Source organism: Geoalkalibacter subterraneus, from assembly GCF_000827125.1.
Classification (GTDB): domain Bacteria; phylum Desulfobacterota; class Desulfuromonadia; order Desulfuromonadales; family Geoalkalibacteraceae; genus Geoalkalibacter_A; species Geoalkalibacter_A subterraneus.
Genome location: NZ_CP010311.1, coordinates 1978168 through 1993828 on the forward strand (window position 1 = coordinate 1978168; position 15661 = coordinate 1993828).

12 protein-coding genes are annotated in these 15661 nt (G+C 56.2%); 4 read left to right on the plus strand and 8 right to left on the minus strand.

All coding sequences use genetic code 11. From position 1 onward, the window contains the following. The first annotated feature begins 28 nt into the window (after positions 1–28). The 4 genes from GSUB_RS09135 (at position 29) to GSUB_RS19880 (ending at position 4930) form a co-directional block, all read left to right on the plus strand. Positions 29–1513 (plus strand): type I restriction-modification system subunit M, encoded by a 1485-nt coding sequence (locus tag GSUB_RS09135; protein ID WP_040200397.1) that lies wholly within the window; start codon positions 29–31, stop codon positions 1511–1513. Continuing rightward, positions 1510–2478 carry a virulence RhuM family protein/type II toxin-antitoxin system death-on-curing family toxin gene (locus GSUB_RS09140; protein WP_040200398.1) on the plus strand — a complete coding sequence of 323 codons (969 nt, stop codon included), beginning with the start codon at positions 1510–1512 and terminating at the stop codon, positions 2476–2478. The genes GSUB_RS09135 and GSUB_RS09140 overlap by 4 nt, the downstream gene beginning before the upstream one ends. Beyond that, a complete protein-coding gene (locus GSUB_RS09145) occupies positions 2478–4160 on the plus strand; it encodes a restriction endonuclease subunit S (protein WP_040200399.1) in 1683 nt (560 codons plus the stop codon). Before GSUB_RS09140 ends, GSUB_RS09145 begins: the two co-directional genes overlap by 1 nt. Before the next feature lie 641 nt (positions 4161–4801). Next, positions 4802–4930, plus strand: a complete 129-nt coding sequence (locus GSUB_RS19880) for a hypothetical protein (protein WP_268747550.1) — start codon at positions 4802–4804, stop codon at positions 4928–4930. A 115-nt stretch (positions 4931–5045) separates the two neighbouring features. On the opposite strand, the gene recG is transcribed toward GSUB_RS19880, so the two are convergent. The 8 genes from recG to pyrR all read right to left on the minus strand — a co-directional run bounded on the left by recG (position 5046) and on the right by pyrR (position 15547). After that, entirely contained in the window at positions 5046–7199 is a 2154-nt protein-coding gene (recG, locus tag GSUB_RS09150; protein ID WP_040200400.1) for an ATP-dependent DNA helicase RecG, read from the minus strand. Between the two features lie 23 nt (positions 7200–7222). Then, positions 7223–7432 (minus strand): DUF1858 domain-containing protein, encoded by a 210-nt coding sequence (locus GSUB_RS09155; protein ID WP_040200401.1) that lies wholly within the window; start codon positions 7430–7432, stop codon positions 7223–7225. Positions 7433–7540: 108 nt separating this feature from the next. Continuing rightward, positions 7541–8017 carry a transcription elongation factor GreA gene (gene greA / locus GSUB_RS09160; protein WP_040200402.1) on the minus strand — a complete coding sequence of 159 codons (477 nt, stop codon included), beginning with the start codon at positions 8015–8017 and terminating at the stop codon, positions 7541–7543. Between the two features lie 100 nt (positions 8018–8117). After that, entirely contained in the window at positions 8118–11375 is a 3258-nt protein-coding gene (gene carB / locus GSUB_RS09165) for a carbamoyl-phosphate synthase large subunit (protein WP_040200404.1), read from the minus strand. After that, the gene (gene carA / locus GSUB_RS09170; RefSeq protein WP_040200405.1) at positions 11368–12495 is read right to left on the minus strand and encodes a glutamine-hydrolyzing carbamoyl-phosphate synthase small subunit; all 1128 of its coding nucleotides are present in this window, start codon (positions 12493–12495) and stop codon (positions 11368–11370) included. Before carA ends, carB begins: the two co-directional genes overlap by 8 nt. Positions 12496–12708: 213 nt before the next feature. Then, positions 12709–13986: a dihydroorotase gene (locus tag GSUB_RS09175; protein WP_040200406.1), complete on the minus strand. Its 1278-nt coding sequence runs from the start codon at positions 13984–13986 to the stop codon at positions 12709–12711. Between the two features lie 27 nt (positions 13987–14013). Further along, positions 14014–14949, minus strand: a complete 936-nt coding sequence (locus GSUB_RS09180; RefSeq protein ID WP_040200407.1) for an aspartate carbamoyltransferase catalytic subunit — start codon at positions 14947–14949, stop codon at positions 14014–14016. A 61-nt stretch (positions 14950–15010) separates the two neighbouring features. Continuing rightward, on the minus strand, positions 15011–15547 hold the full coding sequence (gene pyrR, locus GSUB_RS09185) for a bifunctional pyr operon transcriptional regulator/uracil phosphoribosyltransferase PyrR (protein ID WP_040200408.1): 537 nt from the start codon (positions 15545–15547) through the stop codon (positions 15011–15013). Positions 15548–15661 lie beyond the last annotated feature (114 nt).

Consider the following 15661-nt stretch of genomic DNA (forward strand, 5'->3'; position numbering starts at 1 on the left):
ATCCATTCCCAAGGAGTGCAGTTCATCCATGTCCGTATCCACAACAATCAAAACCATCCAGGACATTATGCGCAAGGATGCCGGGGTTGACGGCGACGCGCAACGTATCGGGCAGCTTGTCTGGATGTTCTTTCTGAAGATTTTCGATGATCAGGAGCAGGAGATCGAACTGCTCACGGATGATTACACCTCGCCGATCCCTGAGCGGCTGCGCTGGCGCAACTGGGCCGCCGATGCCGAAGGGATCACTGGCGACGAGCTGCTCGACTTCATCAACAACGACCTGTTTAAGACTCTCAAGGAGTTGGAGCTCAGCGCCGGCACCAACGGGCGCGGCCTGGTGGTGCGCTCAGTGTTCGAGGACGCCTACAACTACATGAAGAGCGGCACCCTCATCCGGCAGGTGGTCAACAAGATCAACGAGATCGACTTCAACCGCTCCTCTGACCGCCACACCTTCGGCGACATCTACGAGCAGATTCTCAAAAACCTGCAGAGCGCGGGCAACGCCGGGGAGTTCTATACCCCGCGTGCCGTGACCCAGTTCATGGTCGACATGGTCGATCCGAAGCTCGGCGAGAAGATCCTTGATCCGGCCTGCGGCACAGGGGGGTTCCTTTCCTGTGCCATCGAGCATGTGCGCGGCAACTACGTGAAGGCTACCGAGGACGAGCAGCTTCTACAGAAGTCGATTTCCGGCGTCGAGAAAAAGGCGCTGCCGCACCTGCTCTGCACCACTAACATGCTGCTGCACGGCATCGAGGTGCCATCCAACATCCGTCACGATAACACCCTGGCGCGACCACTGCGCGATTACGGTCCCAAGGATCGGGTCGACGTGGTGGTCACCAACCCGCCCTTCGGGGGCACCGAAGAGGACGGCATCGAAGCCAACTTCCCCGCCGCTTTTCGCACCCGCGAGACAGCCGACCTGTTCCTGGTGCTGATCATGCACCTGCTCAAGCCGAGCGGCCGTGCTGCCATTGTTCTGCCCGACGGCACCCTATTCGGCGAAGGGGTCAAGACCCGCATCAAGGAGAAACTACTCGAGGAGTGCAACCTGCACACGGTAGTGCGCCTGCCCAACGGCGTCTTTAACCCCTATACCGGCATCAAGACCAACCTGCTGTTCTTCACCAAGGGGGAGCCGACCAGGGAAGTCTGGTACTACGAGCACCCCTATCCCGAAGGTTACAAGAGCTACTCCAAGACCAAGCCGATGCGCATCGAAGAGTTCGCGCCCGAGAAGTCCTGGTGGGGAGGCGAAAAACGAGAGGGGCGCGAGGAAAACGAACGAGCATGGAAGGTTTCGGTTGAGCAGATCAAAGCGGGCGGCTATAACCTCGACATCAAAAACCCCAATACTGTTGAAGATGACCATGGCGATCCCGAGGAGCTGCTGGCCGAGTATAAGACGCTGCTTGCCAGTGTGGCTGATACGCGTGAGAAGTTAAAGCGGGAACTGATGGAGGCCCTTGAGCGAGACCCCGTTCAGGAGCGCGATTCGGCATGAGCGAGGTTGCCATTTATCAGGCAGAGGATGGGAAAACCCGTCTTGAAGTGCAGCTTGAACATGACACCGTCTGGCTGAACCAGGCCCAGCTGGTAGATCTGTTTCAACGGGACCAGTCCGTTTTGTCCCGCCACATTCGCAACGTGTTCAAGGAAGGAGAGCTGGACGAAAAAAGCAATATGCAGAAAATGCATATTGCAAATTCAGACAAACCGGTCGCGTTCTACAGTCTCGACGTCATCATCTCCGTCGGCTACCGGGTCAAATCTCAGCGCGGTACCCAGTTTCGCCAATGGGCGACACGTGTGCTGCGCGAGCACCTGGTCAAAGGTTACACCCTTAACGAGCAGCGCCTGCAGGAGGAACGCGCCAAACTGCAGGAGATGCAGCAAGCCGTCGCGTTGCTCTCGCGCACCCTCGAACAGCAGCAACTGGTCAGCGACACCGGGCAGGAGGTGCTGCAGGTCATCACCGATTACGCCTACGCTCTGGCCACTCTCGACCGCTACGACCACGGCACCCTCGCCGTTGAAGCCACCAGCGGTCCGGCCGGGTTCGTGCTCGAGTACGACAAAGCCATTGCCATCGTTAATTCGATGAAGACCGATTTCGACGGACTCTTCGGCCAGGAGAAGGATCAGGGTTTCAAAAGCGCACTTGGCGCCATCTACCAGACCTTCGACGGTAAGGATGTTTACCCCAGCGTCGAAGAGAAAGCTGCAAACCTGCTGTATTTCATCGTCAAGAACCACGCCTTCACCGACGGCAACAAGCGCATCGCCGCCGCCGCCGTGTTCATCTTCTTTCTGGCCCGCAACGGCATCCTTTATCGCGAGGACGGCTCCAAGCGGCTGGCCGACAACGCCCTGGTAGCACTCACGCTGCTGATCGCCGAGAGCCGGCCGGAAGAGAAGGACACCATCGTCAAGGTGATCGTCAACCTCATCAACCGGAGCAACGCCTGATGACTGCCGAGACGTTCTTTGCCAATTTCGGACATCTGGCCGATGCACCCAACGGGGTGCAGAAACTGCGGGAATTGATTCTTCAGCTTGCGGTGCAGGGGAAGCTTGTGGCGCAGGACCCGAAAGATGAGGCTGCTTCGGCCTTGCTGGAGAAGATTGATGCGGAGCGCAAACTTCTTGTCAAGGCAGGGAAGGTTCGCAAGCCAAAGAAATATGAACCGGTGGAGGAAAAAGAGCAGTTCTGTCTTGTCCCTGAGAACTGGTGCTGGTCGAGGATGGGAGAACTGATCCTAGATATCACTGGTGGAGGAACGCCGAGCAAAAACAACCCGTCCTACTGGGGCGGCGACATTCCTTGGGCTAGCGTAAAGGATGTTGGGAAGTCCAAGTATCTTGATTCTACCATCGACTCAATTACTCCAAAAGGACTTAAGGGCAGTAGCTCTAATCTCATTCCCAAAGGTCGCGTCATTATTTGCACACGAATGGGGCTGGGGAAGATTTCGATTAACAGAGTAGATGTTGCTATCAATCAAGATCTAAAGGCTCTTTGGCTTCCTGCGTGTCTTGAGATGGATTACTTTTACAATTTCTTCCTGACACAAGATGTGAAGGGCACGGGCATGACTGTTTCTGGCATCCGCCAGGATGCCCTTCTTAATATGCCCGTTCCTCTCCCCCCCCTCGAAGAACAAAAACGCATCGTCGCCAAAGTCGACCAACTCATGGCCCTGTGCGACGAGCTCGAAGCCCGCCAGCAAAAGCAGCAGCAGGGGCGGGCACGCCTCAACAACGCCGCCCTCGACGCACTGCTCACCGCCCGCGAACCCGACGAATTCGCCGAACACTGGCAGCGCATCAGCACCAACTTCGACCTGCTCTACGATCACCCCGAAACCATCGCCAAACTCCGCGCCGCCATCCTTCAACTCGCCGTCCAGGGCAAACTCGTTCCTCAAGACCCCAATGATGAGCCTGCTTCGGTTTTGCTGGAGAGGATTAAGGCTGACAGGCAATCAATGATTGCAGAAGGGATGTTGAAGCGGTTCAAGTTGTCGCCTGTAGTAGAGAAGAGCGATCATCCCTTTATAGCTCCAAAAGGTTGGGTTTTTGAACGGATGGGAAACCTTTTTCAGTTTATTGATTACAGGGGAAAGACCCCCAAAAAAGTCAGTTCTGGGATTAAGCTGATCACCGCTAAGAACGTAAGGATGGGGCACCTTAGACAAGACCCTCAAGAGTTTGTCACGGAAAAGACCTATCGTGAATGGATGAGGCGTGGTTTCCCGCAGGTCGGTGACTTGCTGTTTACCACTGAAGCACCGATGGGGAATGTGTGTTTGGTTGAAATTGATGAGCCTTTTGCACTTGCACAGCGAACGATTAACCTTCACCCCTTCGGAGACCAGAATCCCCGCTATTTGATGTTTGCAATTATGAGCGGAGTCGTTCAGGGGTTAATTTCGGAACTGGCAACTGGGATGACAGCAACTGGAATTAAGGCTGCAAAATTAAAGTTGGTGCCGTTGCCTCTCCCCCCCTTCGAAGAACAAATGCGCATCGTCACTAAGGTCGATAATCTCATGGCCCTGTGCGACGAACTTGAAGCCCAACTCAACCAGGCCCAGCAGCATAGCGAAAAGCTGATGGAGGCCACCGTTCGGCAGCTATTGGTGGCGTGATGGAGTGCTTCAAGCGAAATCCGTGCCGCATCGGGGGTCAGGCCTGACAAATGGGTAAAAGTCGGCATCGGGGGAACATCGGGGGTCAGGCCTGACAAATGGGTAAAAGTCGGCATCGAGAGGTTCGGACATCGCATTCATGTCTTTTGTCCGATGAGCGACCACCATTATCTTTGTGGTTCAGGCGCGTATTCTGGAGAAAATGGGCCAGTGCTCCTGATTTAAACTGGGCCACTGATTCCTGAGCAAAGTGGGCCACCTGTCAGCGCGAAGCGACGCTGGAGTCTTTTTGTAGACCGACTGCTCCCTTGGTCAATTCGGCAACAGCTCCGATCGTTACCAAAGTGTTGTTGAGGATGGTCTGAAAGAGGTGTATCGCATAGGAGTTCTGAGAGGCGCCAGGTTTATCGAAGAGGCTTTGTCCCAGGCCGAAGAGCCGGCCCGAAGGCGGGAGTTGCGGGTTAGCGGAGATTCACGCCGGAAGGAGCGGGGAGAGATGCATCAGAGCAAGCCTTGATTCCAGTTGACAAGCCTGACCCCTCGTTCCCAGTTGTCAAGCCTGACCCCTCGTTCCATGTGACCCCTCGTTCCATGACCCCTCGTTCCATGACCCCTCGTTCAGCTACGCCGTCAAAATCCAGATGCTGCCGCTCGAAGCCGGTTATCTTGGCTGGGAATTCTCGCTGGCGCGAACCCTGTTGACGCTGCTTTTCGCTGTCCCGGTCGGACTTCTGGTTGAGATGCTGATGGGAGAGAAAGGCAAAGAATAACCGGGCATGGTTTGTCTAGCTATCTGACATTATTATACTGAGTCGCATAAGATATATTATGTAAACTTTGAAATTGATTTGCTCTGCAATAGGCGGTTGAGGAAAATTCTGTTTTCTATCCGATACTGGCCAGTTCGAGGCGGCTGCCCCAGCGATCAAGGAGGGCCTGACGGGTGTCGGCGTATTTGGGATGGGAATCGAAATCGGGATCTGCGGCTAAGGCAAAAGCTTCCTGGCGGGCCTGCTCCAGAATGCGGCCGTCTCTCAAAAGATTTGCGACGCGGAAATCCGGCAGGCCTGCCTGGCGTGTTCCGAGAAATTCTCCCGGTCCGCGAATTTCCAGATCCGCTTCGGCGATTCTGAACCCATCGGTGGTCTCCGACATGACCTTAAGACGCCTGGCACCATCCTCGCTGCAATTCTTTGAGCGAACCAGCAGACAGTAACTCTGAGCGCTGCCGCGTCCGACCCGACCCCGAAGCTGATGCAGCTGAGCCAGCCCGAATCGTTCGGCATGTTCGACCATCATAACTGTTGCGTTCGACACGTCGACCCCAACCTCGATGACGGTCGTGGAAACCAGCGCGTGGATTTCGCCCGCCTTGAAGGCTGTCATCACGCCTTCTTTTTCCGCAGGCTTCATGCGTCCATGCAATAAACCGACACGGAGCCCGTGAAAAACCTCTTCTGCCAGTTGCTCTGCGGCCTGGGTTGCGGCCAACAGGTCACTTTTTTCGGATTCTTCCACCAATGGAAAGACAATATAGGCCTGCCTGCCCTCTTCTATCTGTTTTCTAATGAAGATATAGGCATCTTTTCGCTGCGATTCAGAGACAACGCGTGTTTTGACGGGAGACCGGCCGGGTGGCATCTGGTCGATAACTGAAACGGAAAGGTCGCCGTAGAGGGTCAGAGACAGGGTTCGTGGGATTGGCGTAGCGGTCATGACGAGGATGTCGGGGTTATCCCCTTTATGGCGCAAAACGCCCCTCTGAACGACCCCGAAGCGGTGTTGTTCATCAATAATGCCGAGACCGAGGCGCTTGAAATCCACACCTTCCTGAAGCACGGCATGAGTACCGACCACCAGATGGGCCCGCCCTTCCCTGATTTCTTCGTAAACGGCCTGTTTTTCCTTTGCCGACAGCGAACCGGACAGCAGAACCGCTTTCAGACCGAGTTTGTCGAGCCATTGATGAAACTGAATGTAATGCTGCTCAGCCAGGATTTCGGTAGGCGCTATCAGCGCAACCTGGGTATCGTTTTCAATGGCGACCAGTGCGGCCATGAGCGCAACGATGGTCTTTCCGCAGCCGACATCCCCCTGTACGAGGCGGTGCATGGGGTGGATCGCCATCATGTCGTGTTTGATCTCGCCCAGCACCCTGCGCTGGGCTTCCGTCAGTCGAAACGGCAGCATGGCGGCCAGAGGCTTGGTGTAGACGTGATTGACTTCAAATGCCATGCCGCGCTCGAGGATAATGCCGCGGCGCTTAAGCGCGAGTCCGAGTTCGAGAAAGAAAAATTCATCGAACACCAGGGAGGATCGAGCCTGCTGCGGGCCCCGTTCTTCATCGAAAGGTTCGTCTTCACCGACCTCAGGCCAATGGCATTCCCGCAGCGCGGTATCAAGGGGGAGCAGATTGTTTTTTTTGAGGATTTCAGGGGGGACAGGTGAAACAGCCAGTGGAGCGTAGGCGTCGACCACCTGCTTGAAAATTTTTCGGGCAACTTTCTGCGAGAGCCCCTCGGTCAGGGGATAAACAGGCAGGACGCGACCAAAACTCAGCGGATCGGCAGCCATCACCTCTTCAAGGCTTCGGCTGCCGAGAAGTTCGACGTCGGGATGATGAACCTCGCGTGCCGCACCGAACCGCTTGACTTCACCGGTAAAAACCGCCCGTGTTCCAACCGCAAACCTTTTGCTCAGCCAGGCTTTGTGGTAGCGGAACCATTTAAGGCTGACCTGCCCCGTCCCATCCCCGACTATGACTTCGAAGAGGCGTTTGCGGGCCCGGGGCGTCGTTGTTTCTCCGGCAGCGAGAACCTCACCAACAAAGACTTCGCGGTGCCCGTCGCGAAGCTGGGAGATACGACGTATCTGGCGACGGTCTTCATAGCGAAGCGGCAGGGTGTAAAGGACATCCTCGACCGTTGCAAGCCCGGCCTTCGCCAGGTTTTTCTCAAGTTTTGGCCCAACGCCCTTGATGCCGGCAAGTGAGGTTGCCAGCAATTCCCGGCTGCGGGCGTAGTTCGGTTTCGGGGGCATCTGCCCTGCCCTTGATCAGAGGGTTATTTCTGGGGCTCGAAAATCGCGTTGAGGTCCCGCTGCAATTCCTTGATGTCCACGCCATGTGCCAGGGCCCCTTGTCGGAGACGTTCATGACGGGCGCCGCCGCAGCCGGCACAGCCCATGTTGTATCTGGCGAGAACCTTGGCCACGGCCGGGTCCATTTTAAGGATTTCCTGGAAGGTCATCTCTTCGTTGATTCTGGGTGACATATCTATGTGTTCCTCTGTAGATGTGAAACTGCTGCTCCTGATACCCTACGCAAAAAGGCCCGCAGAACGGGCCTTCGTATCGTATTTTATTCAGCCGGGAGACGCAACCTATTCATATTTGATATCGATGATTTCGTAGGTCTTAAGCCCCGAAGGAATCTTGATGGTGACTTCTTCATCGAGTCGGTGGCCGATAAGCGCCTTGGCCACGGGAGAATTGATCGAGATCTTGCCGAACTTCAGATCCGCTTCATCCTCGCCTACGATCATATAGGTGACTTCATTGCCGGAATCGACATCGAACAAGGTGACTTTTGCACCAAAAACCACTTTGTCGGTATCAAGCTCTGCGGGATCAATCACCTGGGCACGGGCCAGTTTATCGTTGATCTCCTGAATACGTCCTTCAACCCACGCCTGGCGTTCTTTTGCGGCATCGTACTCCGCATTTTCGGAAAGGTCGCCATGGCTGCGAGCTTCAGCGATATCCTGAACGACTTTGGGGCGCTCCACGCGAATGAGGTTCTTAAGCTCCTCTTTTAGACGAATCTGGCCTTCACGCGTCATGGGGATGGTCTGGCTCATGGTACTGAAATTCCTCGCTCGATGATAAAAATTAATAAGGGCGGGGATTACCCGCCCGTAAAGTTAACGATTATTCTGACCCGAGGGCCTTATCGGTTGCTCATTGGTCAAAATAATACTCTTGGAGCGGTTTGACGTCAAGACTTTCTCGCTGCATTGCGACAATTCCATCGACCGCCGCCCTGATTCCGGCCATTGTGGTGTAATAAGCCACGTTGTACATCAGGGCGCTGCGCCGGATGGAATAGGAGTCCGCCACCGACTGGGCACCGAAAGTGGTGTTGAAAACCATATCGATTTCATGGCTCTTGATCGCATCGACAATGTGCGGCCGGCCCTCTTTGACCTTATTGATATCCTCGCAGGGAACGCCCTTTTCTCGTAGAAAGGCAGCCGTGCCGCGTGTCGCGACGATTCTGAAACCGGCTTTAGCTATTTTCCGGGCCGGTTCAAGCAGGTTTTTTTTATCCGAGTCCTTCACGCTGAGGAAGACCGTTCCCTGGGTCGGCAGTTTGACGTTGGCACCCAACTGGGCCTTGGCAAAGGCGTGTCCGAAGTCCACATCAATCCCCATAACCTCGCCGGTCGATTTCATCTCCGGACCGAGAAGAGTGTCCACCCCCGGGAATTTGACAAAGGGGAAGACCGCTTCCTTGACCGAGACATGAGGTGGAACGGCATATCCGCTGACGTTGAGTTCTTTCAAATTCTTGCCAGCCATCAGGCGAGCGGCGATCTGGGCCAGGGGGCGACCGGTCGCTTTGGAGACGAACGGCACGGTGCGGCTGGCGCGCGGGTTGACTTCGATCAGGTAGATGGTGCCCTGCTGCACGGCGAACTGAATATTCATCAGCCCGACGACGTTCAATTCAAGGGCAAGGGCCACCGTCTGGCGCTTGATCTCTTCAACCAGTTCTTCGTTGAGAGAATACGGCGGCAGAGCGCAGGCTGAATCGCCGGAATGGATGCCTGCTTCCTCGATATGCTCCATGATTCCGCCAATGACCACCTCCTGACCGTCGCACAGGGCATCGACGTCGACCTCGATGGCATCCTCGAGAAACTTGTCGACCAGGATGGGGTGCTCCGGCGAGGCCTCAACCGCAAACTTCATATAATTGCGCAGCTGATTCACATCATAGACGATTTCCATGGCCCGACCGCCCAGCACGTAGGAGGGGCGCACGACGACGGGGTATCCGATCCGTTCCGCAACCTTTTCGGCTTCTTCGAATGACCGGGCCAGGCCGTTGGCAGGCTGCTTGAGGTCGAGCTTGTGCAGCAGTGCCTGAAAGCGCTCGCGGTCCTCGGCACGGTCGATGGCATCGGGAGTGGTGCCGATAATGGGAACCCCGGCCTTTTCCAACGCCACTGCCAGCTTCAGAGGCGTCTGGCCGCCGAACTGCACGATGACGCCTTCGGGCTTTTCCTTTTCGACGATTTCAAGGACATCTTCAAGCGTCAGCGGCTCAAAATACAGACGGTCGGCCGTGTCGTAGTCGGTTGAAACCGTTTCCGGGTTGCAATTCACCATGATCGTTTCGAAATCATCCATGGCCGCGGCGAACACACCGTGGACGCAGCAGTAATCGAACTCGATGCCCTGGCCGATGCGGTTCGGACCGCCGCCAAGGATCATGATCTTGCGCCGGTCGGTGGGGGCGGCTTCGCACTCCTGCTCATAGGTGGAGTACAGGTAGGGTGTGTAGGCTTCAAACTCGGCACCGCAGGTATCGACCCGCTTGTAGACCGGCCGTACATGATACTTGTGACGCAGTTGCCTGATATCTCCATCAGTGACGCCCCACAGGAGCGCCAGCCTCTGGTCGGAAAAACCGTATTGCTTGGCCTGGAGCAGCATCGAACCCAGGTCGTCTCCGCCGCGGGCCACCAGATGGCGGTTTTCCCAGAGTGTCGATTCAAAACGGATGATCTGCTCGATATTGCGCAGAAACCAGGGGTCGATCCATGTCAAATCATGAATCTCTTCAACAGAAAAACCGGCACGCAGGGCATCGCCCAGGTACCACATGCGCTCCCAGTTGGGGGTGCGCAGCTTCTGTCGCAGCAGGTCAAGTTCCGATTCGGTCAGCGCGCGCCGCTCATCTTCCGGCCCCTGGAAAAACCGGCTTTCGAATCCGGACGAACCGATTTCGAGCGAGCGCAGCCCCTTCTGCAGGCTCTCCTTGAATGTCCGCCCGATTGACATGACCTCCCCCACCGATTTCATCTGGGTGGTCAGGGTCGCATCAGCCTGGGGAAACTTCTCAAAGGTAAAGCGCGGGATTTTAGTGACCACATAGTCGATGGTGGGCTCAAAGGACGCAAAAGTTTCCCGCGTGATGTCGTTGGGAATTTCATCAAGGGTGTAACCTACGGCCAGCTTGGCCGCGATTTTGGCGATGGGGAAACCGGTCGCCTTGGACGCAAGCGCAGACGAGCGCGAAACACGCGGGTTCATCTCGATGACCACCATGCGGCCGTCCTGCGGGTTGATGCCGAACTGGATATTGGAGCCGCCGGTATCCACGCCGATTTCGCGGATGATGCGGATCGAAGCATTGCGCAGTAACTGATATTCCTTGTCCGTCAATGTCTGTGCCGGCGCAACGGTGATCGAGTCGCCGGTGTGGACCCCCATCGGATCGAAATTCTCGATGGAGCAGATGATGACGACGTTATCCGCCGTATCGCGCATGACTTCAAGCTCGAATTCCTTCCAGCCAAGAACCGATTCTTCGATCAGAATTTCATTGGTCGGCGAAGCATCGATCCCCGCCATAGCCATTTCTTCATACTCCTCACGGTTGTAGGCGATGCCGCCGCCGCTTCCGCCCAGAGTATAGGAAGGTCTTATGATAGCCGGAAAACCGATTCCGTCGATCACATCCATTGCCTCCTGATAATTGTGCGCAAACGCGGAACGAGGCAGACCGATGTTGATGCGCTCCATCGCCGCCTTGAACAGGGTGCGATCTTCGGCCATCTCAATGGCCGGTAGGCGCGCGCCGATCAGCTCCACCCCGAACTTTTCAAGGACGCCGCTGCGCGCCACCGCCACTGCAGTATTCAAGGCGGTCTGCCCGCCAAGGGTGGGCAGAACCGCGTCCGGGCGCTCTTTTTCAATAATCTTGGCAAGCGTTTCCGGATTTACCGGCTCAACATAGGTGCGGTCGGCAAAATCTGGGTCGGTCATGATTGTAGCCGGGTTGGAATTGAGCAGCACGACCTCGAACCCCTCTTCTTTCAGCGCCTTGCAGGCCTGGGTACCGGAGTAGTCGAACTCGCACGCCTGACCGATGACGATGGGTCCGGCGCCGATAATCAGAATCTTTTTGATATCAGTACGTTTAGGCATGTTTTTTCTCTTTTTCCATCATGGCGATAAACCGCTCGAAAAGATAAGCCGCATCGTGGGGACCGGGGGACGCTTCCGGATGATACTGCACCGAGAACGCCGGGATGTCACGACAGGCCAAACCCTCCACCGTGTTGTCATTGAGATTGGTATGAGTCTGGATGGCGTCATCGCTGAAAGAGTCGGCATCGACGGCAAACCCGTGATTCTGCGCGGTGATTTCCACCCGCCGATCGTCGCTGCGTTGGACCGGCTGATTGCCGCCACGATGACCGAACTTGAGCTTGAACGTTTTTCCGCCCAACGCCAACGCCAGCAGCTGGTGGCCGAGACAGATACCGAACAAGGGAACTTTTCCGAGCAGCTCACGGATGTTTTCCTGGGCATACACAATCGGTTCAGGGTCGCCCGGCCCGTTGCTGAGAAAGACCCCGTCAGGGTTCATCGCCAGCACATCCTTGGCAGGCGTGGTGGCCGGAACAACCGTGACATCGCAGCCGGCTGCGACCAGGTTGCGCAGAATGTTGCGCTTGATTCCAAAATCATAGGCCACTACACGGAATCGAGAAGGCTTGTCATTCTTCACGTACCCCTCTCCCAGCTTCCATGGACCTTCATCCCAATGGTAGGGTTTGTCGCAGGTCACCTCCTTGACCAGGTCGCGTCCCACCAGCGGCGGCGCCTTACGTGCTTTGGCGACGACGCTTTCAGGGTCGAGATCGAGAGAGCTGATAATCCCGTTCTGCGCCCCCTGGTCGCGGATATGGCGCACAAGAGCGCGTGTATCGATCCCCTGGATGCCGACGATGCCGTTTTCCTTGAGATAGGCATCGAGACTCATGGTGGAGCGCCAGTTGCTGGGGAAATCACATGCCTCTTTGACGACAAAACCGGACAGAAACGGCTGTCGGGATTCAACGTCCTCGAGATTGATGCCGTAATTTCCGATCTGGGGATACGTCATGGTGACGATCTCCCCGCAGTAGGACGGGTCGGTCAGGATCTCCTGATACCCCGTCATACTGGTATTGAAAACGACCTCGCCGGTCATCTCTCCCGTCGCGCCAAGCGCGGTGCCATGGAACACCCGGCCGTCGGCCAGCGCCAGAATGGCTTTCATAAGCTGCTATGCTCCTTCAAGTCGTTTCGAGAAAAACCCATTTAACATGTTGTTTGATAATAAGAGTTCACAGATAGCCGAAGGGGCGGAAGGTTTGTGCCAAGGGTGTTTGTCGCCAGGGATGGCGACAATCAAGCCCCAAGGATGGGTTCATGCGTCCCTTGGCATGAACCTTCCGCCCCTTCGGCGGCACCAGGCGTCTGTTAACAATAATCAACCTTTGCGATAAGCGATCTTTCCGTCAACAATGGTATGTGTCGCAATCCCCTTGAGCTTCCACCCGTCAAAAGGCGTGTTCTTGCTCTTGGACACGAGGTTTGCTGCGGAAACCGTCCAGCTGTGGTTGAGATCAATCACAGTCACGTCGGCCGGTCGTCCAGCCTCCAGGGTGCCCCCCGGAAGATTCAAGGCCCGCGCAGGATTGATGGTCAACTTGGCGATGGCATCCCTAAGGGAAAGCACCCCATCCTCCACCAGGCGCAGAGTCAAAGGCAGGGCCGTTTCAAGCCCGACGACACCGTAGAGCGCGATGTTGAATTCAACATTTTTTTCATCGATATGATGGGGAGCATGATCTGTCGCAATGGTGTCGATGGTTCCATCGGCCAGCCCCTCACGCACCGCCTCCAGATCATCCGCATCGCGCAGCGGCGGATTCATCTTTGCGTTGGTGTCGTAACCGCGCACCGCTTCCTCGGTCAGCGTGAAATGATGCGGCGTCGCCTCGCAGGTCACCCGCACGCCGCGCTTTTTCGCCTGACGCACGATATCAATCGCCGCCCGGGTCGAAACATGAGCCACATGCAGATGCGCGCCGGTGAATTCGGCCAGCATCACTTCGCGGGCCACGGCCGCCGCTTCAGCCACCCAGGGAATCCCCTTGAGTCCAAGCTCCGTCGCGACAAAACCTTCATTCATGACCCCCTGCCCCACCAGGTCGAGATCTTCCGAGTGGGAGATGATCGGCAGATTGAACGGTTTGGCATATTCCAGCGCTCGCCGCATCAGCTCGCCGCTGCCGACAGGGTGCCCATCGTCGGAGAAAGCCACGCACCCCGCATCGCGCATATCGCCCATCTCCGTCAGGGATTCGCCCTTGGATCCTTTGGTGATGGCGCCGACCGGGTAGACTCGGCAGACACCCTGCTCCACCGCACGGGTTTTGATATAGGTTGTAACCGTGTGATTGTCATTAACCGGCTTGGTGTTGGGCATGCAGGCAACCGCCGTGAATCCCCCCGCCACAGCAGCCCGTGTTCCGCTGGCGATATCCTCTTTGTACTCAAAGCCGGGATCACGCAGGTGGACGTGGATGTCGATCAGCCCCGGAGTCACCAATTGACCTTTGGCTTCGATCATTTCGTCAACGCCCTGTTCCTGGATGTTCTTGTCGATTCGACTGATCGTGCCGTCCTCAATCAACAGATCGAGGCTGTCATCGATATTGTGCGCCGGATCCAAAACTCTTCCACCTTTAATCAGTATCTTCATGGTATTTTTATCTCCTCAGAAATCGACTTATGCGTTGTCGCCCTGCTCGCCGCCCAGAACCAGGTAGAGAGCCGCCATGCGAACGGCCACTCCGTTTTCCACCTGATCGAGAATGACGCTCTGCCCACCGTCTGCGACATAGCTCGAAAGCTCCACACCGCGATTGACCGGGCCGGGGTGCATCACCAGAGCGTCAGGTGCGGCCAGAGTCAGATTCCGCGGGTTGAGACCGTAAAACTTGGCGTACTCGCGTAGAGTCGGAAGAAGCGTTTTCCCCTGCCGCTCAAGCTGAATGCGCAGCATCATGACAACGTCAGCACCCTTGATGGCTTCACGCATATCGGCATAGACCTTAGCCCCCAGGCGCTCGATCCCGGGAGGAATCATGGTGCCGGGGCCGGCCAGGCGAACCTCAGCGCCCATGCGGGTCAGACCGTAGATATCTGAGCGTGCCACGCGGCTGTGGGTAATGTCGCCGATGATGGCCACCTTGAGCCCTTCAAGGCTCCCTTTGTGCTGGCGTATGGTGAGCATGTCGAGCAATGCCTGGGTCGGATGCTCATGCGCACCGTCTCCGGCGTTGATTATGGAGCAGTCAAGTCTATCCGCTAGGTAATGGGGAGCGCCCGAGGCACTGTGGCGCATGACGATAATGTCGGGATGCATCGCCTCGATATTGCGCGCGGTATCTTCGAGAGTTTCCCCCTTGACCACCGAAGAACTTGAAGCCGTGATGTTGATGGTATCGGCGGAAAGGCGCTTACCCGCAATCTCAAAAGAGGTCCGGGTGCGCGTGCTGGCTTCGAAAAACAGGTTGATAATCGTTTTTCCGCGCAGTGTCGGAACTTTCTTGATGTCGCGGGTATTGATCTCCTTGAAGCTGTCCGCCGTATCAAGAATAAAGCCGATGTCCTCTTTGCTCAGCTGCTCGATTCCAAGAATATGTTTGTGCCGAAATGCCATGAAACCCTCCATTCGAGAGGTCGAGGGCGGTTGCTCTCTGTTCCCGCCCCGTCGAAGATAGTTATTTTTTCGCCAGAATGACCTCGACAGGCCGGTTGTCTTCATCGAAATGAACCCGGATGTCTTCCTCCCGGGAAGTCGGGACATTGCGCCCTACAAAATCAGGGCGAATAGGCAGCTCACGATGCCCCCGATCCACCAGAACCGCAAGCTGTATGGAGCTTGGACGCCCGAGATCCATCAACGAATCCATGGCGGCACGGATGGTGCGTCCGGTATACAGAACGTCGTCGATCAGAACGACATGCTTATCATCAAGAGGGAACGGGATTTTCGTCTTGCCGACCACACGGTCCGATCGCGCCGAAAGGTCGTCTCGATACAGAGTAATATCAAGAATGCCCAGAGGAATTTTCTCCCCTTCGATATCGGCGATGCGCTCGCGCAGCACCGCAGCAAGGTCGTCGCCCCCGGTGCGAATTCCCACCAGGACAACATCCCGCACGCCTTTGTTGCGCTCCAGGATTTCATGAGCGATGCGAGTCAGGGCGCGATTGATGCCGGCCTGATCAAGAATAACTGTGGTGTTCTGTGCCATAACTCCCCCGTCTAGCTGGTTGTTGGACTGATCAAGGACAAACCTGAATTATACATCGGACATAAAAAAAGTACCTTGGCGTACTGGACGCGAAGGTACTTTGATGCACGTGGA